This is a genomic window from Actinomadura geliboluensis (genome assembly GCF_043197915.1).
Lineage (GTDB): Bacteria > Actinomycetota > Actinomycetes > Streptosporangiales > Streptosporangiaceae > Spirillospora > Spirillospora geliboluensis.
Genome location: NZ_JBICUA010000005.1, coordinates 508,450 through 530,172 on the forward strand (window position 1 = coordinate 508,450; position 21,723 = coordinate 530,172).

23 protein-coding genes are annotated in these 21,723 nt (G+C 72.4%); 10 read left to right on the top strand and 13 right to left on the bottom strand.

Going from position 1 to position 21,723, the window contains the following annotated elements; translation table 11 throughout:
- The first annotated feature begins 53 nt into the window (after positions 1-53).
- Both ACGFI1_RS19850 and ACGFI1_RS19855 read left to right on the top strand, forming a co-directional pair.
- On the top strand, positions 54-1,382 hold the full coding sequence (locus ACGFI1_RS19850) for a cytochrome P450 (protein WP_392786915.1): 1,329 nt from the start codon (positions 54-56) through the stop codon (positions 1,380-1,382).
- A 310-nt stretch (positions 1,383-1,692) separates the two neighbouring features.
- Positions 1,693-2,535 (top strand): NAD(P)H-binding protein, encoded by an 843-nt coding sequence (locus ACGFI1_RS19855; RefSeq protein WP_138640874.1) that lies wholly within the window; start codon positions 1,693-1,695, stop codon positions 2,533-2,535.
- A gap of 60 nt (positions 2,536-2,595) precedes the next feature.
- Here the strand turns inward: ACGFI1_RS19855 and ACGFI1_RS19860 are convergent, their stop codons facing one another.
- The 5 genes from ACGFI1_RS19860 to ACGFI1_RS19880 all read right to left on the bottom strand — a co-directional run bounded on the left by ACGFI1_RS19860 (position 2,596) and on the right by ACGFI1_RS19880 (position 7,438).
- A complete protein-coding gene (locus ACGFI1_RS19860) occupies positions 2,596-3,627 on the bottom strand; it encodes a glycoside hydrolase family 11 protein (protein ID WP_392786919.1) in 1,032 nt (343 codons plus the stop codon).
- 442 nt (positions 3,628-4,069) lie between these two features.
- The gene (locus ACGFI1_RS19865) at positions 4,070-4,549 is read right to left on the bottom strand and encodes a hypothetical protein (RefSeq protein ID WP_392786921.1); all 480 of its coding nucleotides are present in this window, start codon (positions 4,547-4,549) and stop codon (positions 4,070-4,072) included.
- Positions 4,550-4,703: 154 nt separating this feature from the next.
- Entirely contained in the window at positions 4,704-5,945 is a 1,242-nt protein-coding gene (locus tag ACGFI1_RS19870; protein ID WP_392786923.1) for a flavin-dependent oxidoreductase, read from the bottom strand.
- 99 nt (positions 5,946-6,044) lie between these two features.
- A complete protein-coding gene (locus tag ACGFI1_RS19875) occupies positions 6,045-6,335 on the bottom strand; it encodes a hypothetical protein (RefSeq protein ID WP_301177365.1) in 291 nt (96 codons plus the stop codon).
- A 155-nt stretch (positions 6,336-6,490) separates the two neighbouring features.
- Complete coding sequence (locus ACGFI1_RS19880) at positions 6,491-7,438, bottom strand: helix-turn-helix transcriptional regulator (RefSeq protein ID WP_138640129.1); 948 nt, start codon at positions 7,436-7,438, stop codon at positions 6,491-6,493.
- A gap of 96 nt (positions 7,439-7,534) precedes the next feature.
- Here ACGFI1_RS19880 and ACGFI1_RS19885 point away from each other — a divergent pair, with 96 nt between their 5' ends.
- The gene (locus ACGFI1_RS19885) at positions 7,535-8,083 is read left to right on the top strand and encodes a DinB family protein (protein WP_392786926.1); all 549 of its coding nucleotides are present in this window, start codon (positions 7,535-7,537) and stop codon (positions 8,081-8,083) included.
- A 21-nt stretch (positions 8,084-8,104) separates the two neighbouring features.
- Here ACGFI1_RS19885 and ACGFI1_RS19890 read toward each other — a convergent pair whose 3' ends face one another.
- Positions 8,105-9,124: a TerC family protein gene (locus ACGFI1_RS19890; protein ID WP_392786928.1), complete on the bottom strand. Its 1,020-nt coding sequence runs from the start codon at positions 9,122-9,124 to the stop codon at positions 8,105-8,107.
- A gap of 719 nt (positions 9,125-9,843) precedes the next feature.
- Entirely contained in the window at positions 9,844-10,206 is a 363-nt protein-coding gene (locus tag ACGFI1_RS19895) for a DsrE family protein (RefSeq protein ID WP_138640132.1), read from the bottom strand.
- 243 nt (positions 10,207-10,449) lie between these two features.
- Between ACGFI1_RS19895 and ACGFI1_RS19900 the strand changes: the two genes are divergently transcribed.
- From ACGFI1_RS19900 to ACGFI1_RS19915, 4 genes are all read left to right on the top strand, one after another.
- Positions 10,450-10,938: an FABP family protein gene (locus ACGFI1_RS19900; RefSeq protein ID WP_138640133.1), complete on the top strand. Its 489-nt coding sequence runs from the start codon at positions 10,450-10,452 to the stop codon at positions 10,936-10,938.
- A 342-nt stretch (positions 10,939-11,280) separates the two neighbouring features.
- Entirely contained in the window at positions 11,281-11,697 is a 417-nt protein-coding gene (locus ACGFI1_RS19905; protein WP_138640134.1) for a Fur family transcriptional regulator, read from the top strand.
- Between the two features lie 9 nt (positions 11,698-11,706).
- On the top strand, positions 11,707-12,687 hold the full coding sequence (ygfZ, locus tag ACGFI1_RS19910) for a CAF17-like 4Fe-4S cluster assembly/insertion protein YgfZ (protein ID WP_392739885.1): 981 nt from the start codon (positions 11,707-11,709) through the stop codon (positions 12,685-12,687).
- Between the two features lie 102 nt (positions 12,688-12,789).
- The gene (locus ACGFI1_RS19915) at positions 12,790-13,278 is read left to right on the top strand and encodes a hypothetical protein (RefSeq protein WP_138640136.1); all 489 of its coding nucleotides are present in this window, start codon (positions 12,790-12,792) and stop codon (positions 13,276-13,278) included.
- Positions 13,279-13,294: 16 nt separating this feature from the next.
- On the opposite strand, the gene dtd is transcribed toward ACGFI1_RS19915, so the two are convergent.
- Entirely contained in the window at positions 13,295-13,720 is a 426-nt protein-coding gene (dtd, locus tag ACGFI1_RS19920) for a D-aminoacyl-tRNA deacylase (protein WP_392786930.1), read from the bottom strand.
- A gap of 20 nt (positions 13,721-13,740) precedes the next feature.
- Between dtd and ACGFI1_RS19925 the strand changes: the two genes are divergently transcribed.
- A complete protein-coding gene (locus ACGFI1_RS19925) occupies positions 13,741-14,568 on the top strand; it encodes a BKACE family enzyme (RefSeq protein ID WP_138640138.1) in 828 nt (275 codons plus the stop codon).
- 253 nt (positions 14,569-14,821) lie between these two features.
- The gene (locus ACGFI1_RS19930) at positions 14,822-15,775 is read left to right on the top strand and encodes an asparaginase (protein ID WP_386870833.1); all 954 of its coding nucleotides are present in this window, start codon (positions 14,822-14,824) and stop codon (positions 15,773-15,775) included.
- Between the two features lie 65 nt (positions 15,776-15,840).
- On the opposite strand, the gene ACGFI1_RS19935 is transcribed toward ACGFI1_RS19930, so the two are convergent.
- The 5 genes from ACGFI1_RS19935 to ACGFI1_RS19955 form a co-directional block, all read right to left on the bottom strand.
- Positions 15,841-16,221, bottom strand: coding sequence for a hypothetical protein (locus ACGFI1_RS19935; protein WP_392786932.1), 381 nt, complete (start codon positions 16,219-16,221; stop codon positions 15,841-15,843).
- Positions 16,222-16,262: 41 nt separating this feature from the next.
- Positions 16,263-17,507, bottom strand: a complete 1,245-nt coding sequence (locus tag ACGFI1_RS19940; RefSeq protein WP_392786934.1) for a CynX/NimT family MFS transporter — start codon at positions 17,505-17,507, stop codon at positions 16,263-16,265.
- The gene (locus ACGFI1_RS19945; protein WP_392786936.1) at positions 17,504-18,211 is read right to left on the bottom strand and encodes a FadR/GntR family transcriptional regulator; all 708 of its coding nucleotides are present in this window, start codon (positions 18,209-18,211) and stop codon (positions 17,504-17,506) included. The genes ACGFI1_RS19940 and ACGFI1_RS19945 overlap by 4 nt, the downstream gene beginning before the upstream one ends.
- A gap of 93 nt (positions 18,212-18,304) precedes the next feature.
- A complete protein-coding gene (locus tag ACGFI1_RS19950) occupies positions 18,305-18,676 on the bottom strand; it encodes a hypothetical protein (RefSeq protein WP_387073688.1) in 372 nt (123 codons plus the stop codon).
- Positions 18,677-18,756: 80 nt separating this feature from the next.
- Complete coding sequence (locus tag ACGFI1_RS19955; protein ID WP_392786938.1) at positions 18,757-20,514, bottom strand: DUF2207 domain-containing protein; 1,758 nt, start codon at positions 20,512-20,514, stop codon at positions 18,757-18,759.
- 132 nt (positions 20,515-20,646) lie between these two features.
- Between ACGFI1_RS19955 and ACGFI1_RS19960 the strand changes: the two genes are divergently transcribed.
- Entirely contained in the window at positions 20,647-21,630 is a 984-nt protein-coding gene (locus tag ACGFI1_RS19960; protein WP_392786940.1) for a neutral zinc metallopeptidase, read from the top strand.
- The last annotated feature ends 93 nt before the right edge of the window (positions 21,631-21,723 follow it).

Sequence of the window (21,723 nt, forward strand, 5' to 3'; positions counted from 1 at the left end):
GTGATCAACTCCGTAACAACCGAATCGACCATCCTGACGGCGGGAGAGCGCAAATGCGACGCGACGGAGGCATCCCCTCGCAGATCCCCGGACCGGCCGCGGAAAATGACGGCGCCGCGGCCATCGCGGCGGCCGGCGGGCTGCACAACTACCAGTTGGAACTGCACGCCGAGTACGGGCCGGTGGTGCGGTTCCCGCTGCCCGGCGCGGACGTGGCGGTGTCGGTCGCCGACCCCGTCCTGCTGGAGGCCACCGCGAAGATCGACAAGCGGCCGGAGAAGCTGTTCGAGTTCCTCGCGCCGCTGCAGGAGGCGGGCAACCTGCAGACGATCCCCGCCGAGGAGCACGGCCCGTGGCGGCGGACGATGCTGTCGGTGCTGGCCGGGCGGCCGTCCCACGAGGCGCACTTCGCGCAGTTCACCGTGCTGGCGACCGAGCTCGCCGACCGCTGGGCGGCCGCGGCGGGGCCGGTCGTCCTGCAGCGGGACCTGAGCGCGCTGTCGCTGCGCATGATCTGCCGCTACGCCCTCGGCAGCGGCCTGGACGACGAGGCGTCCGCGGGCCGCGTGGTGGAGGCGTTCGAGACCGTCCTCACCGAGTACATGGGGTCGCCGGGCCCGGCGAGCGCGCAGGCCGAGGAGGCGCTGGCCTTCCTGCGCGGAACCGTCGACGAGGTCCTCGCCGCCCACCGCGAGCGCGGCACCGGCGAGGCCGAGCGCAGCGACCTGATCGCGGCGCTGGCGGCGTCCGGCGAGTCGCCCGCGCGGATCCGCGACACGGTGCTGATGACGATGCTCGCCGCCCACCACACCACCGGCGTCGCGATCTCCTGGACGCTGTACCTGCTGGCGCAGCACCCCGATGTGGCCAAGCGCGTCGCCGACGAGGTGGACGGCGTCCTCGGCGACCGGGCCGCGCCCGACTACGCCGACCTGAAGGCGCTCACCCAGCTGGACATGGCCCTCAAGGAGGCGATGCGCCTCTACCCGCCGGGGCCCTACGGCGCGCGGGAGGCCACCGAGGACGTCGTCCTCGGCGAGTACACGGTGCCCGCCGGGACGACCATCTTCTATCCGTTCTGGGCCGTCCACATGAACCCCGAGTACTGGCCGGACCCGCAGGTCTACGACCCGGAGCGGTTCACTCCGGAGGCGTCCGCAGGGCGTCCGCGGTTCGCCTACATCCCGTTCGGGCTCGGCCCGCGCAGCTGCGAGGGCTCGACGCTGGCGATGGTGGAGGCCGAACTGGTCCTGGCCGTCCTGCTGAAGCGGTTCCAGTTCGAACTCGCCCCCGGTCAGACGGTCACGCCCATCGAGCGCTTCGTGCTGTGGGCGGCCGACGACATCACGATGAACCTGACCCCGCGCGAAACGGCGATGTGAACGGCGCCATATTGAATGATCAACCAATTCCGCTCGGGTCGGTAATTGACGTGGCCGGCCATTCGAACCGGTTCAACCGGCGACTTTCCGGCCCCCCGTAAACGGCGGACCCGAGTGACCGGTCACAGCCCGGCATTCGGCCCTCTTCCGGACGGCCGAATGCCGGGAAGGCCCCCGCCGCACCCGCGCCGCCCGCCGCGATCGTCTCCTCCGGGGTAGTCGCTTTCTCCTAGGTACCTACTATCCAGGGGCTGTTAGCGTCCCCGTCGTCGCGCAGGAGACGCGGCATCGAGGAGACGGGGAGTCGAACATGATCGTGGTGACGGGTGCGACCGGGAACGTCGGCCGGCCGCTGGTGCGGGCCCTCGCGGAGGCGGGGGAGCGGGTGACGGCGGTGTCGCGCGGCACGCCGGCGGATCTGCCGGACGGGGCCGCGCACGTGCGCGCCGACCTGTCCCGGCCGGAGACGCTGCGGCCCGCGTTCGACGGTGCCGAGACCCTGTTCCTGCACGACGGCGGCGCCGGCGGCCAGGGCCTCGGCTCGGGGGCCGTCCTGGACGCGGCCCGGGACGCCGGCGTGCGGCGCGTCGTCCTGCTCTCGTCGCAGGGCGTGGCGACCCGGCCGGAGTCGCCCTCGCACGGAGGCGTCATGGCGGCGCGCGAGGAGGCGGTGCGCGGGTCGGGCCTCGCCTGGACGATCCTGCGGCCCGGCGCCTTCGCGTCCAACGCCTACGGCTGGGCGGAGTCGGTGCGCGCCGAGCGGACCGTCGCCGCGCCGTTCGGCGACGTCGGCATCCCGGTGATCGACCCGGCGGACATCGCGGCGGTCGCGGCCGCCGCCCTGCGCAAGGACGAGCACGCGGGCCGGGTCTACGAGCTGAACGGGCCGGCCGCCGTCACGCCCCGGCAGCAGGCCGCGGCGATCGGCGCGGCCCTCGGCGAGCCGGTCCGGTTCGTGGAGCTGACCCGGGCGCAGGCGTACGAACGGATGTCGGCGTTCATGCCGGAGCCGGTCGTCGAGACGACGCTGCGGGTCCTCGGCGACCCGAGGCCCGCCGAGCTGCGGCTGAGCCCCGACGTCGAGCGCGTCCTCGGCCGGGCGCCCCGCACCTTCGCCGAGTGGGCCCGCGCCAACGTCGCCGCCTTCAGATAGGGGACGGTGTGGCGCGGCGACCGGAGGCCTGGTCGCCGCGCCACAAGAGCGGTGTTCTGTTCAGGCGCTGCAGGAGACCGTCGGCCACGTCCACGTGCCGTTGGACTGGATGGTCACGCCGAAGTTGTTGCCGTTGCCGTTCGGCCGCGCCGTCATGACCTGGCCGCTGGAGTCCCAGCTCGCGGCGGTGTTCCAGGTCGCGATGATCTTCTCGGGGGACGGGACGTTCATCGTCACGGTCCAGTTGCTGGACCCGGACACCGAGACGTTGAGGTTGTACCGGTCGCTCCACTGCTGCCCGGCCGACAGGGTCGCGGTGCAGCCGCCGGTGCCGCCCCCGCCGCCCCCGCCGCCCCCGCCGCCCCCGCCGCCGGTGCCGCCGACCGTGATGTTGGAGCTGCCGCTGCTCTGGTAACCCTCGGTCGCGAGGATCATGTAGTAGTTGAAGCTGCCCAGGGACATGCCCTTGCTCGCCCAGGCGTCGAAGTGGTTGCCGGTCGTGATGGTCCCGCCGGTCCGCTTCGACTGCCGGACGCTCCAGTACTGCTGGAAGGTCTTCGTGCCCTCGACCGACGGCGCGTTGTACCGCGTCGTCTGGTAGATGTCGTAGGTGCCGCCGTCGCTGGTGACGGTGCCCTTGTACGTCCCGGTGGGCCGGTAGGTGCCCCAGTTGTCGACGATGTAGTACTCGACGAGCGGGTTGGACGTCCAGCCGTAGAGGGCCAGGTAGGCGTTGCCGGACGGGTTGAAGCTGCCCGAGTAGCTCACGCTCCTGCGGCCGCCGTTGCTCCATCCCTTGCCGGCGACGAAGTTGCCGACGTTGCTCCAGTTCATGCGGTAGTTGCCGCCGGAGCCGAGGGTCATGGACGTGGACCCGCCGCCGTCCGTCCAGAAGGAGTAGTAGTAGCCGTTGTTCGTGCCGGTCTGGTTCGTGGTGATGGTCGTGTCGGCACTGGCGGTGCCGGGCAGGAGCGCCGTGGCCGCCGCCAGCGCCACGGCGCAGGCGCCGATGAGGGGCCTGGTGCGGATGAGGGACGCGGGGCGGCGTCTGCGGGGGAGCCGGATGGTGTCGCTGATGGGCGCGCTCTTCATGGGGGTGGGTCCTTACTCGTGGACGCGGGCGGGGGGCGGCCTCCGTCGATGGCGCCAGTGTTCGTTCGGCCCCCGTGGCATGTCAACAGTTTCGGAAACCTTTCGAAGCCGCCGCTTTCGTTCAGCCCGCCTTTCGCCTGGTCAGCGGATGTCATCCCGACGAAAGTCCAAATTCCTGGACAGAGCAAACAGAATCGCGATCATCATCAAGCAACTCGCGCCGAAACTTTCTGCTCGATAGCTCCAGGTTTCGAGCCCCTCGCGGAGACGGTCCCGCGGTCTTGAACCCACCCTGGGACGGCCTGGAAGCTAACGCCCGCTCAGAGTCATTCCTCCGGCGGAGTGGACGGCTGGTCCGGGGTGGTCTGGATGGTCCAGTCGCCTTCCTCCGCCATGACCTGAAGGACGCTTCCCTCCTTCAGGAGGAGGGTCGTTTCGAAGGTCATGGACGTGGGGTCTCCGAACTCGCAGCCTGAGCCTTCGATCTCGGTGGAAAAGCCGGGCCGCCGGTGTAGAGGACGACGTCGTCCCCCGACCCCTGCGCCCGTGACTCGAACCGGGGCACTCCCGCGCGGTCCAGGAAGGAGAGCGTCCATTCCGTGTCGGACGCGATCCGGATGTACCGGTGTTCGTGCAGCCACCCGTGGTGGAACAAGCCGCGGACGACTCCGTCGCCGGTGACCGTGCTCTGGAGCCGGTCCGGCGAGATCTTCCAGCGGCGCATGCCGAATCTGGTCGTGCCCTGCCCGTGGCCCTTCAACTCGAAGACCGCCTGGGCGGGCAGGTCGGCGGGGATGCGAAGGAGCTTGCCGCCCCTGCCGCGGAACACGTGGAGCGGCGGACGAGGTCCGCCTCTCGCCGCGATGTCGGCGATGGACGCCTGCTCGGACGACGGAGCCGCGAGCTCGTCGGCATCGGTCACGGGTTCGCCCAGCCACTGGAGCTCAAGCTCGCGGAGCGCCTGATAGCCGCGTTCGAGATCATGCTGGACGCGTTCCGCGCGGCCTTCGACCGGCACCTCGGCGGCGGCCCGGTGGGGCCCAGGGCCTCCTCATGGAGCCGCGCCATCTCCGGGGTCACCCCGTCCGGTTCACCTGGTCGCGGGTGGCGCCGGAGAGCCGGGCGTAGCCGGTGACGACGGCCTCCAGTTCCGACGGGTCGATGACGTCCGCGAGGCGGGCGAAGCCGTCGGGGGCGCGGCGCTCGACCTCGTCGATCACGTTCTCCGGGCCGCCCTCGCGGTTGCGGAGGACGACTTCGCGGGTGACGGGCAGGCGTTCGTCCTGGTAGGCGCGCAGGGCCGCGGCGGGGTCGCCGGGGCGGCCGGCCAGGTGGCCGGCGAGGCTGGTGGCGTCCATGATCGCCTGGCCGGCGCCGTTGGAGCCCATCGGGTACATCGGGTGGGCCGCGTCGCCGAGCAGCGTCACGCGCCCGCGCGTCCAGTGGGGGAGCGGGTCGCGGTCGCACATGGGGAACTCGAAGCACTCCGTGGCCGACCCGATGAGGGCGGCGTGGTCGAGGAGCGGGGTGCGGAAGCGGCCGGCGAGCGCGCCGAGGGCCGAGGTGGCGGCGCGGCGGGACCAGTCCTGGCGCTGCGGCGCCGGGTCGCCGGGCCGCCCGGTGCGCTCGCAGATCGCCCAGTTGGTGAGTTTCGTGCCCGGACGCCGGCCCGGCCCGATGGGATAGAGGACCAGTTTCGCCTCGGTGCCGCCCGCGATGACCATGGTGCGTCCGGAGCCGAATTCCGGCCATTCGACGGCCCCGCGCCACATCATCACGCCATTCCAGAGCGGCGGGCCCTCGTCGGGGAAGAGGATCGCCCGGACGGTCGAGTGGATTCCGTCCGCGGCCACCAGCACATCGCCGTGCGCCGTCGTTTCACCGTCGCGGGTCGTGAAATGGGCGGTGACGCCGTTCTCGTCCTGCTCGAAATCGACCAGCCGGTGGCCCGTCCGGACCGCGTCACCGCCGAGCCGCTCGCACACGGCCCGGTAGAGCTCGCCTTGGAGGTGCCCTCGGTGCAGGCTGATCTGCGGGTAGTCGAATCCGGCCCTCCGCCCGCAGCTCCGGCGCATGATCTCCTGGCCCAGCCGGTGGGTGTAGACCAGTTCGTCGGGTGGGTTCCCCACGGCTTCCAGCCGTTCCAGCAGCCCCAGTTCGGCGAGCTGCTTCACCGCGTTCGGCAGCATGTTGACGCCGACGCCCAGCTCGCGGATCTGCTCGCTCTGCTCGTGGACGACGCAGTCGATCCCTTTATGGTGGAGCCTTAATGCCGTGACAAGCCCGCCGATTCCGGCACCAACGATGACGACGCGCATCACAGCTCCCCCGGGGATTCTCGATGAGTTTCCCCCTGTGAGCCTGCCATCCCGGCGGCGTCGCCGAAAGGCGTCCGGACGACTTATGCGGGCGGGAAATCACTGGAGGGAGGCCAGGCCCTTCTGCAGTTCCTCCCTGTTCATCGCCGGCTGGACCTCGATCTTGGCGCCGAGCTCCTGGAACAGCGGCTCGGCGATGGTCGGCAGCGTCGAGCTGTCCTGCATGTCGAAGACCATGGTGCAGGAGCGCGAGCCCTCGCTGGCGCAGAAGTAGACGGCCTCCGGATCGAGCCGGTCGTACAGCGACTGGACGACCTCCGGCAGCCTGCCGTTCTTGATCGCCTCGTTCGAGCGCTCGGTGTCCATCACCGCTCGCAGCATGACGCGCATCGCCCCGCTCCCTCCTCGCGCCCGGGCCGGCCCGGCCCCTGGTCCGCGCTCGCTGGAGCCCGGTGCGTCCCTCCCAATCTCCTGCGCTCGACCTGCGCGGACAACCGCGTGGGCGTCTCGTCCGGGCACATTTGAGGGAAATTCCTGTGAGCCCGTCAGGCGCGGGAGAAGCGGGCGCCCCAGGCGTGCAGCCGGGTGCGCAGCTCGGGCGGCTCCACGACGTGGATCTCGGCCTCGACCCTGCCCAGCGCCAGGATGGGCCACTCCAGGGAGTCGCCCGTCATGCGGACGCGGCACCGCTCCGCGTCCACCTCGTCGACCGTGCACCACTGGCCGATCAGCTCCCGGACGGCCGCGGCCGGGGCGTCCACCAGGACCTCGATCTTGTAGGGGCGCGGCATCTCCTTCAGGCCGCTGCGGACGAACTCGGCGGCGTCCGCGGCGGGCAGTTCGCGGGGCCGGAACCGGGCGCCGGCCGGCTCGGGGGCGCTCAGGCGGTCCAGCCGGAAGTTGCGCCAGTCGTGCCGGCCCAGGTCGTAGGCGACCAGGTACCAGCGGCGGCCCAGCCGGACGAGGCGGTGCGGCTCGGCCTCCCGGTCGGTCCCGGTCCCGTCGGCGGCGGTGTAGGAGAAGCGGAGGCGCTCGCAGTCCCGGCAGGCGAGCGCGATCACGGTGAGGACGGCCGGGTCGATGCCCTCCTCGGCGGAGCCGTCCCAGGTGGCGGGGACGGTCACCTGGCGCAGCGCGTCCACCTGGCGGCGCAGCCGGGCCGGCATCACCTGCGCCACCTTCGCCAGCACCCGCACCGACGCCTCGGCGATGCCCTCCACCCGCGTCGCGGCCTGCAGCCCCACGGCCAGCGCGACGGCCTCCTCGTCGTCGATCACCAGCGGCGGCAGCGCGGCGCCGGCGGCGAGCTGGTAGCCGCCGTCGACGCCGCGGGACGCCTCGACGGGGTAGCCCAGCTCGCGCAGCCGGTCGACGTCCCGGCGCAGGGTCCGGACGGAGACGCCGAGCCGCTCGGCGAGTTCCGCGCCCGGCCAGTACCGGTGGGTCTGCAGGAGGGACAGCAGCCGCAGGGTCCGGGAGCTCGTGTTCGCCATGTTTCCAGTCTCCCGCAATTGCGGTCAGAAAGTGGCCGCAAATCTCCCTAGCGTGGTACTCACCGGAACGAACCGACGGAAGGCGGAGGCAAGACCATGACCGAGCAGACCCAGACCACGACCCCGACCACGACCCCGGCCACCGGCGAGCGCGCCGACCTGCTGGCGACGCTGGCCGGCGCCCGCCACTTCCTGCGCTTCACCGTCCGCGACCTCACCGACGAGCAGGCGGGCCTGCGGACGACCAAGAGCGAGCTGTGCCTCGGCGGCCTCATCAAGCACGTCACCTCGGTCGAGCGGAACTGGGCGTCCTTCATCGTGGAGGGCCCGTCCGCCATGGGCGACTTCACCGACATGACCGAGGAGGACTGGCAGCGGCGCGCGGACGAGTTCAAGATGCTGCCCGGCGACACGCTGCAGGGCGTCCTCGACGCCTACGAGGAGGCGGCCCGCCGCACCGACGAGCTCGTGGTGAGCCTGCCCGACCTGGACGCCGTCCAGCCGCTCCCGAAGGCCCCGTGGAACACCGAGACGCACTGGTCGGCCCGCCGCGTCCTCACCCACATCGCGGTCGAGACGGCCCAGCACGCCGGGCACGCCGACATCATCCGCGAGTCCCTCGACGGCGCGAAGAGCATGGGCTGAGCCCGCCCGCCCGGCAGGGGGTCAGCGGTGGGCGGGCTCCTCGTCGCGGGGCTTCTTCTCGCGCCGCTTGCGCAGGGAGCCCGCCTTGGCCTTCTCCTCCGGGTGGGCGTGGACGCGCACGAGGCTGGCGGCCGTGGTGAAGAGCAGGATCGCGAGGATCACGCCCAGCGACAGGGTGGTCGGCACCTTGGGGATGGACGCGTCGACGTCCTCGTGCAGGAACTGCAGGATCAGCTTCGCGCCGATGAACGCCAGGATCACCGACAGGCCGATCGACAGGTACACCAGCCGTTCCAGCAGGCCCTCGATGAGGAAGTAGAGGGCGCGCAGGCCGAGCAGCGCGAACGCGTTGGCGGAGAAGACGAGGAACGGGTCCTTGGTGACGCCGAACACGGCGGGGATGGAGTCCAGCGCGAACAGGACGTCGGTGCTGCCGATCGCGACGAAGACGATCAGCAGCGGCGTCATCACGCGCTGGCCGTTCTCGTGGGCGAGCATCCGCCCGCCGTGGAAGCTCTCGCTCACCGGCAGGATCTTGCGGGCGCGGCGGACGAGGAACGTGTCCTCCACGTCCGGCTCCTCGTTGCGGTGCCGGATGAGCTGCACCGCCGTCCAGATCAGGATCAGCCCGAAGATCAGGAAGGTGAAGGAGAACAGGCTGATCGCGGCGGCGCCGATCGCGATCAGGACGGCCCGCAGCAGCAGCGCGGCGGCGATCCCGAACAGCAGCGTCTTCTGCTGGTACTCGGGCGGCACCGCGAACCGGCCCATGATGATCACGAAGACGAAGAGGTTGTCGACCGACAGGCTCTTCTCGACGAGCCAGCCGGAGAAGTACTCGGTGCCGCCGGTCGGCCCGCCGAGCGCCCACACGGCGAGGCCGAACAGGATCGCGACGCCGATGTAGAACACCGACCAGAAGGTCGCCTCCTTGATGTGCACCGCGTGCGGCCGCCGGACGGCGACGAAGAAGTCGAGGACGAACAACCCGACGATCAGTCCGATCGTCGCGCCCCAGGCCCATAGCGGTACGTCGAGCATCCGGTCGGCCCCTCCTGAACGGGTGTCCGGTGACCTATATCCGTTCTGCGTCGCTTCTACCGCGCCCGGATCGGCGCCCCGGGCGGACGAACCACTCAGGCGCATCTGAGTAGGTGCGCCGATGCGGTCGAACGCGCTGGAAGGCGAAGCTTCCGGACATGGACACCTCCCGCTGGCGCCCGCCCGCCCTCGCCGCGAAGGCGGCCCTGGCCGCCCTGCTCGCGCTCGCCGTCGCCTTCCCCGAATGGGACCGGTTCGCGGACAAGGCGATGGGCGTCCGCGTGGCCGCCTACCCCGCCGCCGTCATGCTCGTCACCCTCGTCTGGGCGCTGCGCGGCCGGGACAGGAGCTTCCCATGGGACGTGGACCTGCTCGTGACGCTCCCTTTCCTGGTGGACGTCGCCGGGAACGCCGCCGACCTCTACGACACCGTCGGCTGGTTCGACGACGCCTGCCACTTCGGGAACTGGGCGCTGCTGAGCGCCGCGGCGGGCGTCGCGCTGCGCCGCTGGGGCGGCCTCAAGCCGTGGGCGATGGCGCTGACCTGCTCGGGGGCCGGCGCCATCGCCGCGATCCTCTGGGAGTTCTTCGAGTACGGCGTCTTCATCCTCGACACCCCGGAGACCGTCACGATCTACCGCGACACGATCGGCGACCTCATGCTCGGCCTCACCGGCGCCACCCTCGCGGGCCTCGCCCTCGCCCTGCGGGCCCGCGGCTCAGTAGACGAGGGCCTGGACGCCGTCGAGGGTGATCTCCTCGACGAACGTGGGGGCGCCCGCGATGCGGATGCCGGGCAGGACGTCGTCCGGGCCGATGTCGCGGCGGGCCGCGCACTGGGTGCACAGGGTGACGCGCCCGCTGGTGAGGACGACGGTGAGCAGGTCGTCCAGGCGGGTGGCGTGCGGCAGTGAGAACTCGGCGGCCCGCCCCGGCAGCGCGAACCACGCCGACTCCCCGGTGAGCCACAGCGAGACCGGTACCCCGCTGGCCGCGGCGGCCGCCGCCACCGTGAACGCCTGGTTGCAGCGCTCGGGGGCGTCCGCGCCCGCCGTCACCTTGATCACGAGTGGTCTCGCCATATCGGCACTCTAGTTCCGGACGGTGCCCGTAGCATCGGCGGTGTGGGTGGCATGGTGAACGCGGGGATCCTCGTCCTCGCCCTCGGGCTCATGGCGGTCGCCGCCGTCCTCCTCGTGATCCGGCTCGGCCGGCTGAAGTAGCACGGACGCGGCGTACCGCCCGGTCAGCCCATGACGTGGAGGGCCCCGTCGGCGCCGGGAGCGGGACGCGGAGGGCGGCGGGCGCCGCTACGCTCGGTTTCCATGGACGTTCCTGAGCTGCACCCGGACCTTGAGCCCCTGAAGTTCCTGCTCGGCACCTGGGAGGGCGCCGGCGTGGGCGGCTATCCCACGATCGAGTCGTTCAACTTCGGCCAGGAGCTGTCCTTCACCCACATCGGGAAGCCTTTTCTGATCTACGCGAGCCGCACCTGGATGATCGAGCCGGACGGCACGCTCGGGCGTCCGCTGGCGGTGGAGACGGGGTACTGGCGGCCGCGTCCGAACCACCAGGTGGAGGTCACGCTGGCCCACCCGACCGGGATCGTCGAGATCTACGTCGGCGATGTGGCGTTCAACCGGGTGGAGCTGCACACCGATGTCGTGGCGCGCACGGAGTCGGCCAAGGAGGTCACCGCCGGGCACCGCCTGTACGGGCTGATCGGGGAGGACCTCGGTTGGGCGTACGACATGGCGGCCGTGGGCCAGCAGCTCCAGTCGCACCTGTCGGCGCAGCTGAAGAAGGTGTCCTGAAGGCCGGGCGAGACCCCCGGGAAATGAACGATCCCCGGACCTTCCCGCCGGGTGGCGGGGTGATGGACAGGACGGGTCCATCGGTCCGGGGACCGGGTAACTGCCTGGTATTCGCCGGTCACCGTCGCGACCGGCTCCACCGCCCAGGGGGCGGCGGTCCGAGGCGGAACGGCGACTAGCGGACAGCCACCTCGCGAGTCCTACAATCAACCATTGCTTGGACCACCTCCTTTCGCGCGTACCCCGCACGTTATGTGAGGGTGCACGGTGAGGCAAACATATTTTCCGAGGGCTGAATCCGGCCCGGGACCGCGCCCGCCGGGCGGGTTCTAGACTCGGTGCATGGTCGAGTCGTGGCAAGAGGAGCTGCGGGCCAAGGGGTACCGGGTCACCCCTCAGCGCCAGCTGGTCCTCGAGGCGGTCACCAACCTGGAGCACGGGACCCCCGAGGAGATCTGCACCGAGGTGCAGCGCACCGCCCGCGGCGTGAACATCTCCACCGTGTACCGGACGCTCGAACTCCTGGAGGAGCTCGGGCTCGTCAAGCACGCCCATCTCGGGCACGGGCCGCCGAACTACCACCTCGCCGCCGAGGCCGAGCACATCCACCTCGTCTGCCGGGGCTGCCACACGGTGGAGGACGTCGACCCGCGCGCCGCCGCCGGGCTGGCGGACGTCCTGCGGCGCGACTTCGGGTTCGAGACCGACGTGCACCACCTCACCGTCTACGGGCGGTGCAAGGAGTGCCGCGCCACATAGGCTGGACGCATGGAGAGCCCGCTGCTGAAGACGCCCGGAGCCGTCGCCGCCGACGCGCCCGACCAGGAGATCGCCGCGCACTACGGCGACCCGTCGAAGGAGCAGCGCGCGCTGGAACGCGGGGCCGCGTTCGTCGACCGGAGCAACCGGGGCGTCCTCACGGTGACCGGCCCGGACCGGCTGAGCTGGCTGCACAGCCTCCTCAGCCAGCACCTCGACGGGCTGACGCCGTACGAGCCGACCGAGGCGCTGCTGCTCGACCCCAAGGGCCACATCGAACAGCACCTGTTCGTCATCGACGACGGCGAGACGACCTGGGCGCACGTCGAGCCCGGCGCCGCCGCGCCCCTCGCGGAGTTCCTCGACCGGATGCGGTTCATGCTCCGCGTCGAGGTCGCGGACGTGACCTCCGAGTACATGGTCGTCACCGGCCCGCCGCAGGACGGCGGCCTGTCCTGGCCGGACGTCGCGGGGACGGCGACGCGGATCGTCCCGCGCGGCGAGTTCCCGGAGGGGCTCGAACCGGCCGGCCTCTGGGCGTACGAGGCGCTGCGCATCGCCGAGCACCGGCCCCGGTTCGGGCTCGACACCGACGAGCGGACGATCCCGCACGAGGCCGGCTACGTCGAGACGGCCGTCCACCTGAACAAGGGCTGCTACCGGGGGCAGGAGACGGTGGCGCGCGTCCACAACCTCGGGCGGCCGCCGCGCCGCCTGGTGTTCCTGCACCTGGACGGCAGCGTCGACCGGCTGCCCGCGCACGGCGACCCGGTCGAGATTCCCGGCGGGCGCACGATCGGGTTCGTCGGGTCGGCGGCCCGGCACCACGAGCTGGGGCCGGTCGCGCTGGCGACGGTGAAGCGTAACGTCCCGGTGGACGCGGAGCTGCTGGCCGGCGGAGTCGCGGCCGCGCAGGAGGTCATCGTGTCACCGGACACCGGCGCGAACGCGCAGATCGCGCTGCGCCGCCGCCCTGCCAAACAGGGGTAGCCGCCCCGCGAAACACGGGTAGCAGCGCGCCCCCCGGGCGAATATCGTCGGACATAGACGATTTCTCACCGGCCGCCGTCCGGGGAAGGTGGATTCCTACCGATGGTCGCGAACCCTGGGAAGCGGGAGCCTCAGGCGGCCAGGCGGGGGACCCGGCGTCGGCCCCGCCGGGAGTCCGCGCTGCTGTGGTGGGCTCTGTTCGCGCTGTTCGCCGGCGCCGCGTGGTGGCTGCACTCCTGGCGCGTCGCGCTGCTCGCGCTCCTGGGCTGGTGCCTGTACCAGTTCATGCTGGTGCCCACCATGTGCCGGGTCCTGAGCCAGCAGGGCGCGGCCTGCACCGAACGCACCCGGGGGCGGCTGTTCGCCTGCGGCCCCGACCACCAGCGGCTCCGCAACGACGCGCTGTGGCGGCTCGCGGGCCTGCGCAACCCGTTCCAGAAGGAGCCGCACCGGGACGAGGCCGAGACGGGCGTGGTCGTCGTGTCCTCCGACGTCCGCGGACGGCTCACCCCGCCCGACCGCCTGCTGATCCTCCTCGCCGCCGCCGGCACTGTCGTCGTCCTGGTCGGCATGGTGTACGGGTTCCGCTAGACGCGCACGGGGCCCGCTAGACGTCCAGGATCAGCGTGATCGGGCCATCGTTGACCAGCGCCACCTTCATGTCGGCGCCGAACTCGCCCGTCTCGACCTTGGCGCCCAGCCCCCGCAGCTCGTGGACGACGGCGTCAACGAGAGGCTCGGCGACGTTCCCGGGGGCGGCGGCCGTCCACGACGGGCGGCGGCCCTTCCGCGCGTCCCCGTACAGGGTGAATTGGCTCACCACCAGCAGCGGCGCGTTGACGTCCGAGCACGACCTCTCGTCGTCCAGGATCCGCAGCCCCCACAGCTTCGCGGCCAGCTTGCGGGCCTGTTCCGGGCCGTCGTCGTGCGTCACGCCGACGAGCACGAGCAGCCCCGGCCCCTCGATCGCGCCGACGACGCGCCCGTCCACGGACACGCTGGCCTGGCTCACCCTCTGGACTACAGCACGCATGACCATGCATTCTGCCGCCTATGGGAGCAACGACGCTCATCACGGTGGCGCCCACGGGCGCGGAGTCCGCCAAGGCGGATGTTCCGGCCCTGCCCGTCACCCTGGATGAACTGGTCCAGACGGCCAAGGAGTGCGAGGCGGCCGGCGCGGCCGTGATCCACGTGCACATCCGCGACGACGACGCGCGGCCCACGCTCGACCCGTCCCGGTTGCGGGACACGGTGGCGGCGCTGCGGGAGAGCACGGGACTGATCGTGCAGCTGTCCACGGGGGGTGCGGTCACCGACCCCTACGAGGACCGCATCCGCGTCCTGGACGCCGAGCCCGACATGTGCTCGCTCACCTGCGGGACGGTCAACTTCGGCGACGACGTCTTCATGAACCCCTGGCCGTTCATGGTGGAGCTGTACCAGCGCACCCAGGAACGCGAGGTCGTCCCGGAGTTCGAGCTGTTCGACCTCGGCCACATCGCGGCGCTGCACAGGCTCCTCGACAAGCACGGCCTCCCCTACGGCGGCCACGTCCACTGCGACCTGGTGATGGGCGTGCCCGGCGGCATGCCCGGCGACGCCCGCACCCTGGTCGCCGCCGTGGAGGCCCTCCCGCCCGGCGCGACCTGGTCGGCCACCGGCATCGGCAGGACGTCCCTGCCCGTCCTCTTCGCCGCCCTCTCGGCGGGCGGCCACCTGCGCGTCGGCATGGAGGACACCGTCACCCTGGCGAAGGGGCAGCCGGTGACGGCGAACGTCCAGCTGGTGGAACGCGCCGCCCAGGCCGCCCGCCTGGCCCAGCGCCCGCCCATGTCCGCCGCGGACGCCCGCGCCCTCCTGAAGACCAGGCCCCGCTGACGCGCGGGGCGCCGGCCGAGGGCGGGGCGTCCGCGCGCGGAGCCGGTCAGATGCTCTTCGTCGCGATGCAGCCGTGCAGGCGGGTGCCGCCCTCGTATCCGTAGGCCGCATCCAGTGGCGCGGGGACGTTCGGCCGGGTCATGGGGGTGCATAATCGCGATCATGGGCGGGTCAGGGCCGGTTCGGTGCGGTGGGCGGGGTAGTTGACCCTGCGTGACCGGGCGGGGACCCGCGGGCTGGAGTGGAGGGTGCGGTGAACGTGAATCCTGTGCTGGTGGAGGTGGAGCGCTCCGGGTTCGTGGAGTCGCGGCACCGGGGGGCGGCGGTCGGGATCGCGGCGGACGGCGCGGTCGCGGTGCGGGCGGGGGAGCCCGAGGCGGCGATCTTCCCGCGGTCGGCCAACAAGCCGATGCAGGCCGTCGCGATGCTGCGGAGCGGGCTCGGCCTGGACGACGAGCTGCTCGCGCTGGCGGCCGGCAGCCACTCCGGTGAGGACTTCCACGTCGAGGGCGCCGAGAAGATCCTCGCCGGCGCCGGGCTGGTCGCCGACGACCTGCGGTGCCCGCAGAGCTGGCCGATCGACCCCGAGGCGCAGCAGGCGGTCGCGCGGCAGGGCGGCGGCCCGTCCCGGATGCGGATGAACTGCTCCGGCAAGCACGCCGCGATGCTGGCGACGTGCGTCGCGGCGGGCTGGCCGAAGGAGACCTACCTCGACCCCGCGCACCCGCTGCAGGAGGCGGTGCGGGAGGTCGTGGAGGAGCTGGCCGGGGAGCCGGTCGCCGCCGTCGGCGTGGACGGGTGCGGGGCGCCGCTGTTCGCGGTGTCCACGGTCGGGGTCGCGCGGGCGTTCCGGGCGCTGGTGCTCGCCGCGCCGGGCAGCCCCGAGCGGCGCGTGGCGGACGCGATGCGCACCCACCCGCAGTGGACGTCCGGCACCCGGCGCGAGGAGCGGCAGCTCATGGACGCCGTTCCCGGCCTGCTCGTCAAGTGCGGCGCCGAGGGCGTGGACGCGTTCGCGTACACCGACGGCCGGGCGGGGGCCGTGAAGATCGACGACGGGGCGATGCGCGCGCGGACGCCCGTCACCGTGGCGCTGCTGCGGGCCCTCGGCCTCGACAAGCCGGGCCTGGAGGAGCTGGCCGTGGTCGAGGTGCGGGGCGGGGACGGCGTCGTGGGCGCAGTCCGCCCCGCGCCCGACGTGTTCTAGCCGGAACGCGCCGCGCGGCAGCGTGCCGGGCGGCGCGTCCTAGGCAGCGTGCCGGGCGGCGCGTCCTAGCGGGTCTCGGGCGTGCGCTTGAGCTGCTCGATCTCCTCCTTGAAGACCGTCTGCTCGTAGAGGATGCCGTCCGGCCACACCTTCTTCGGTTCGCGGCCGGGCTGGGGGTTGTCCTTGCGGAACTCCTCCCACTGGCCGTCCCGCGACGGCGGGTAGCTGTGGGAGAACATCCCCGGCCGGTAGGTGTACAGGCCGCCCTGCTCCATGCCGCGGTGGTTCTGCTGGTCGTTCCGGCGACCGGGGTGCACCCTCCTGGAGGAGGCCTCGATGGTCAGCGAGAGCCAGGCGATCAGCCCGACCACGGCCACCACAATGATGATCCACGCCCATTTGAGCGCCACGAGATTGGTTGGGTCGGCCAGGATCGTGCCGCGCATCGTCGTCCACCTCCCGATGGCGTATCGGCCCCACGCAGGGGTCAATTAGGGATGTGTCCGCTGATTTCCGAGTTAATCCCTTCGGAGGGCTCGGCGGGGGCGCCGACCGTGCGGAGCCGGCCCGCCGCCACCCCGGGCACCGCCATGCCGGCGCACACAGCGAGCACGCCCGCCATCGGAACGCTCCAGCCGCCGGTGGCGTCGTGCAGCGCGCCGAGCGCGAGCGGGCCGAGCGCCGCGATGACGTAGCCGACGCCCTGCGCCATCCCGGACAGCTGCGCCGCGACCTGCGCGTCGTGGGCGCGGAGCCCGATGAACGACAGCGCGGTGGCGAACCCGAGGCCCTGGCCGAAGCCGAGGACCACCGCCCAGCCCCACACCGACCCGATCGGCGCCCAGGTCGTCCCGGCGAAGCCGACAAGGGCCAGCACCGCCGTGGCGACCACCAGCGGGCGCTGGTCGCGGGTCCGGCGCGCCAGCACCGGGACGGCCAGCGACCCGATCGCCTGGACCCCCGACGTCAGGGCGAGCACGTAGCCGGCGGCGGCCTCGTCCATCCCGCGGTCCTGGCAGATCGTCGGCAGCCAGCCGAGCACCACGTACGCGAGCAGCGACTGCAGGCCCATGAACACCGTGACCTGCCAGGCGAGGCCCGACCGCCACACCAGCGCCGTGACGCCGCGCCGGTGCGCCGCCGGCGGCGCCGACCGGGCCGCGTGCGCCGCGCGGCGCGCCCGCGGCACCCACAGCAGTCCGGCCAGCGCGGCCGGGCCCGCGAGCAGGCCGAGCGGCAGCCGCCAGCTCGAGTCGAAGGCGTGCTCGACGGGCACCGCGCACCCCGACGACAGCGACGCCCCGGCCGTCACCGCCACCGTGTAGACGGCCGTCACCGTGGTGATCCGCGTGGGGTGGTCGCGCTTGATGATGCCGGGCATCGCGATGTTGCCGATGCTGATCGCGATCCCCGCGACCAGCGACCCGGCGAACAGCGCCGCGGAGCCGTCCAGCAGCCGCAGCAGCAGCCCGCCGACCAGCAGTGCCATCGCGCTGACCAGCAGCGTCTCGCCGCGCGGCGCCCGCGGCAGGAACGCCGCGACCAGCCCGTAGGAGCCGAAGAAGACCAGCGGGAGGGTGGTCAGCGCGCCCGCCGCCGTCCCGGACAGCCCGAACTCGTCGCTGATCTCGGTCAGCACCGGGCCGACCGCCGCGATCGCCGGCCGCAGGTTGACCGCCACCAGGACGATCATGAGCAGGGAGCCGGCCAGCCCGGCGCGCCGCGCCGTCACGGGGCCGCCTCGCCGCGCGCGGTCCCCTCGCCGAGCAGGGACTCCAGGACGGTGAGGGTCGGCTCGACGACGGCCGCCGCGGCCGACGCCGCCGCCTCCGGGTCGCCCGCCGCGATCGCGTCCAGCACGGCGCGGTGCCGGGCCGGGCCCGCCTCGGGGACGTCGTGGTCGAGCCGGATCGCGCGCATCGACTCGTGCAGCCGGTCGATGAAGTACCGCATCGCCTCGATGAGGACCGGGTTCCGGGACGCCTCCGCGACCCCCAGGTGGAACCGCGCGTCGGCGGCGCCGAACGCGTCCGGCTCGGTCGCCTCGTCGCGGGCGCGCAGCAGCAGTTCCAGCCGCTCCAGGTCGGCGGCGGTGCGCCTGCGGGCCGCGAGCCGGGCGGCCTGGACGTCGTAGGCGAGCTGCACCTCGAACACGTCCCGCGCCGACGCCCGCGCGACCCGGCGCAGCAGCGGGCGCGGGTCGGCGCTGCTGCGCACGTACGTCCCGTCGCCGCGCCGCACCTCCAGCACCCCGACGTGCGACAGCGCCCGGATCGCCTCGCGGACGGCCGGACGGCTCACGCCGAGCTGGGCGGCGAGGTCGGTCTCCGCCGGGATCCGCTCGCCGACCGGCCAGGAACCGGCGCTGACCTGCGCCTGGAGCTGCTCCAGCACGGCGTCCACCGTCGAGCCGCTGGAAACGGGACTCAATCCCACGAACCCTCCCAAGTAAGACGTCAGACATCTTACGTGGGGTGATCAGGGGCGGTCGAGGTCGGCCAAGTCAGCCGGGTCAGGGGGTCGGCGGGGTCAGCGTCCGCCGAAGAGGTGCCGCCGCTTCCGCCTACGTGCTTTCCGCGGCGGTTCGGGCCGCTGGACGGCCTCCTCCTCGGCGCGAGCCTGCTCGATGTGGTCCATGACCTCGCGATGCGTCACCGACGGCGCGGGGTCGCGGCGCGTCCGCTGGGACGGGCTGCCCTGGATGACCCCGCCCTGGACGGGCCCGCGGTTGGGCAGGCCGCCCATCGTCCTCCGGCTGCGCGGCGGCTTGCGGGACGCGGTGAGCGTGACGACCACCCAGAAGACGACCGCGAGGAAGATGACGGCCGGCCCCACGTAGAAGAACCAGGAGGTCCCGAGGTCGCTGCCGCCGGGCGGGGGGAGCTGGTCTGCCAGGAACATGAGGCGACACCTCCTCGCCCCGGCACCTACCCCGCGTCAGCCGGTTAACCGCCCGTGCCCGCCCGGCGCCCGGCGCCCGGTCACAACCCGCGCGACTGCGAGATGGAGCCGGAGGTGGCCAGCGTGAACGTGCGCATCGACTCGGCGAACTTCGACAGGTCCCACTCGGCCGGGCCCTCGTACCAGTACAGGTTGTCGGCGCCCTGCTCGCCCGCGTCCTTGACCGTCTCCGCCCACGTGGGGACGGTGCCGAACACGACCGCGTACGGCAGGAAGCGGGAGAACAGCGCGATCCGCTGCCGGGACGCGACGGCGTCGCCGTCCGGGACGGCGCCGCGCTCCAGGAACGCCCGGAACCCGATCGTGTGCGCGAGCACCGTCGCGCCGCGCGCCGTCTTCGCCGGCATGTACTGGCCGCCATAGGCCAGCGCCGCGCCCGCGATGATCAGCGCGAGGCCGGCCAGGGCCCACTCGGTGGTGAGCGCCAGCGCGACCGTCGCGCCGATGCCGAGCAGCGTCACGAGGATGCCCGCGACCGTCCAGCGGGACCGGACGGTGTCCGGGCGGCGCGCGAACCAGCCCTGCTTCACCACGTCGTCGTACATCGCGGACCTGACCTGCGCCAGCTTCGTCGCGAACGTCCCGCCGAGCTCCGACAGCTTCACCGCGTCGCGGCCCGTCCCGTCGGGGGCGGTGAGCAGCGCGTCCAGCAGGATCCGCTCGTAGGGGAGGAGGTCGACCTGCGGGCGGTCGAGGCGGCGCAGCGTCCAGTCGAGGCGGCCGGTGCGGGCCCGGTCCTCCTCCTCGATCAGCAGGTAGCCGCGCACGGCGAGGTCGACGATCGTCGCGGTCACGTCGATCACGTCGGCCTGCTCGTCGATCAGCGTGCCGATCTGGCCGGGCCGCACCCCGTCCGGCGGCTCGAACTCGGCCCCGGCGACCGGCGCCTGGTCGCCCTCGGCGGCCTTCTTGCCCACGACCCGGGCGTCCCGGCCGCGCAGCAGGTAGAGGGCGGCGACGCCGCCGACCAGCAGCACCAGCAGGCCGGCGAGCACGGAGCCGGTCACGGCGTTGACGGAGAACGCGGTCGCGAGCGTGTGCCGCCGCTCGTAGAGGGCCTTGCCACCGGTCGTGCCGGCGGGCAGGCCCGCGACGACCGTCAGGTACTCGCCGGGCAGCATGCCCTGCTGGGCGTAGACGCCCTGCGTGTGCGTGTGGTTCGTGTAGTACTGCGTGCAGCCGATCGTGCTGCCGATCGGCCCGGTGAAGCAGTTGACGCTGCGGATCATCGCGCCGCCGTCCACGACGGCCTTGGCCTCGTCCACCGGGACCTTCCAGCCGCCGATCACCGGCCAGCGCAGCTCCTCCGCGCCGCCCATCGGGGTGATCGCGCCGCGCAGGTCGTACTCCAGCACCACGGTGCGGTTGCCGTTCAGGGCGCCGGTGCCGCTGACCTTGACGGTCGTCCGCGTCTCCCCTTCGGACGCGCTGACCCGCGTCGGCCCGCCGTCGGGGCTGCTCGCCCGCAGGTTGTCCAGCTTGTAGACGCGGTCCTCGCTGAGGCTCTCGTGGACGCGGGTCTGGAACGCCCGCTGGAAGCCCTTCTGCCCGGCGAACCGGTAGACGACCGTCTCCTTCACCTTGACGGTCCCGCCCTTGCCGGCGGTGAGGACGACCTCGTCCTTGAGCACCCGCTCCGCCGGGGCGGCCGTCCCGGCGCCCGGCCCCGCCGCCGCGGCGGGGGTGGTCATGACGGGGCTCAGCGCCACGGCCGACACCGCGGCCGACACCGTCAGGACGACTGGCCGGAACCGGAACAACGCCGCAAGAGCAGACATGGCCGCAAATAGTATCGGGAACGCGTGCGATGATTCTGCGCTATGGCAGGTCAATACCCCCCGCCGCCACCATCGTCGCGGCCACCGGCCCCGCCGTACGGCCGTCCCCCTTATGGCGGGCCCCCGCACGGCGTGCCGCCCTATGGCGCGCAGCCGCCGGGCGGCCCGGGGTACGGGCCGGGGTACGGGCAGCCTGCCTACGGGCAGCCGCAGTACCGGTACGTGCCGATGCGTCCGCCGCCGCGCCGCAGCGCGGGCGGGACGATCGCGGGCATCTTCGGCGGGCTGACGGCGCTGGTCGTGCTGGCGATCGTGGTGCTCTCCGTGCTCGGCGGGACGCAGGGCGCGGGCGGCACGGGGACGAGCACCTCGTCCGGCCGCGGCGCCGAGTCGATGTCGCCCAAGGAGAAGGCCACCGACAGCAAGCTGTACAAGAGCGGGCCGCTGACGTCGGTGAGCTGCCGGCTGCCGCGCATCCTGCCGTCCGCCGACTCGATGCGCCAGTTCATGGACACCCTCAGCGACTGCCTGGACACCGCGTGGACCAAGCAGTTCCAGAAGGCCGGGATCTCGTACAACAAGCCCAACCGCGTGTTCTGGGTGAACCCGGGGCGCAGCCCCTGCGGCACCTACCCGGCGCCGGGCGCGTCGGCGTTCTACTGCCCGGCGAACAACACGATGTACGTCGGCCTGGAGCACGTGGTGGAGACGTCGGGCGGCGAGCCCCTGTCCCACTACGCCGTGTACGCGCGGGTGATCGCGCACGAGTACGGGCACCACGTCCAGGACCGCGCGGGCATCCTGCTCTACGGCGACCGGCAGATCGAGACGGGCGACACCGCGACCGGCAACGAGGCGAGCCGCCGCATCGAGCTGCAGGCGCAGTGCTTCGCTGGCGCGTTCCTCGGCTCGGAGCGGTCCACGCTGCCGATGACCCGGGAGCAGTACGTCGCGATGATCGTGGACGTGCGGGGCCGCGGCGAGGACCGCAAGCCGGTGGAGGAGCGCGACCACGGCTCCGGGCGCCACTACGCGGGCTGGGTGGTGACCGGCTTCAACGGCCGCGACCTGACCGTCTGCAACACCTGGATCGCGCCGTCCTCCAAGGTCGACTGACCTCGCCTTTCCGACCTTTCCGGCATGTGAGGCGATTCACCACGAAGTGCTAGCAAGGGCGCTTGCAATTGCAAGCACCATGACGCAGGGTGG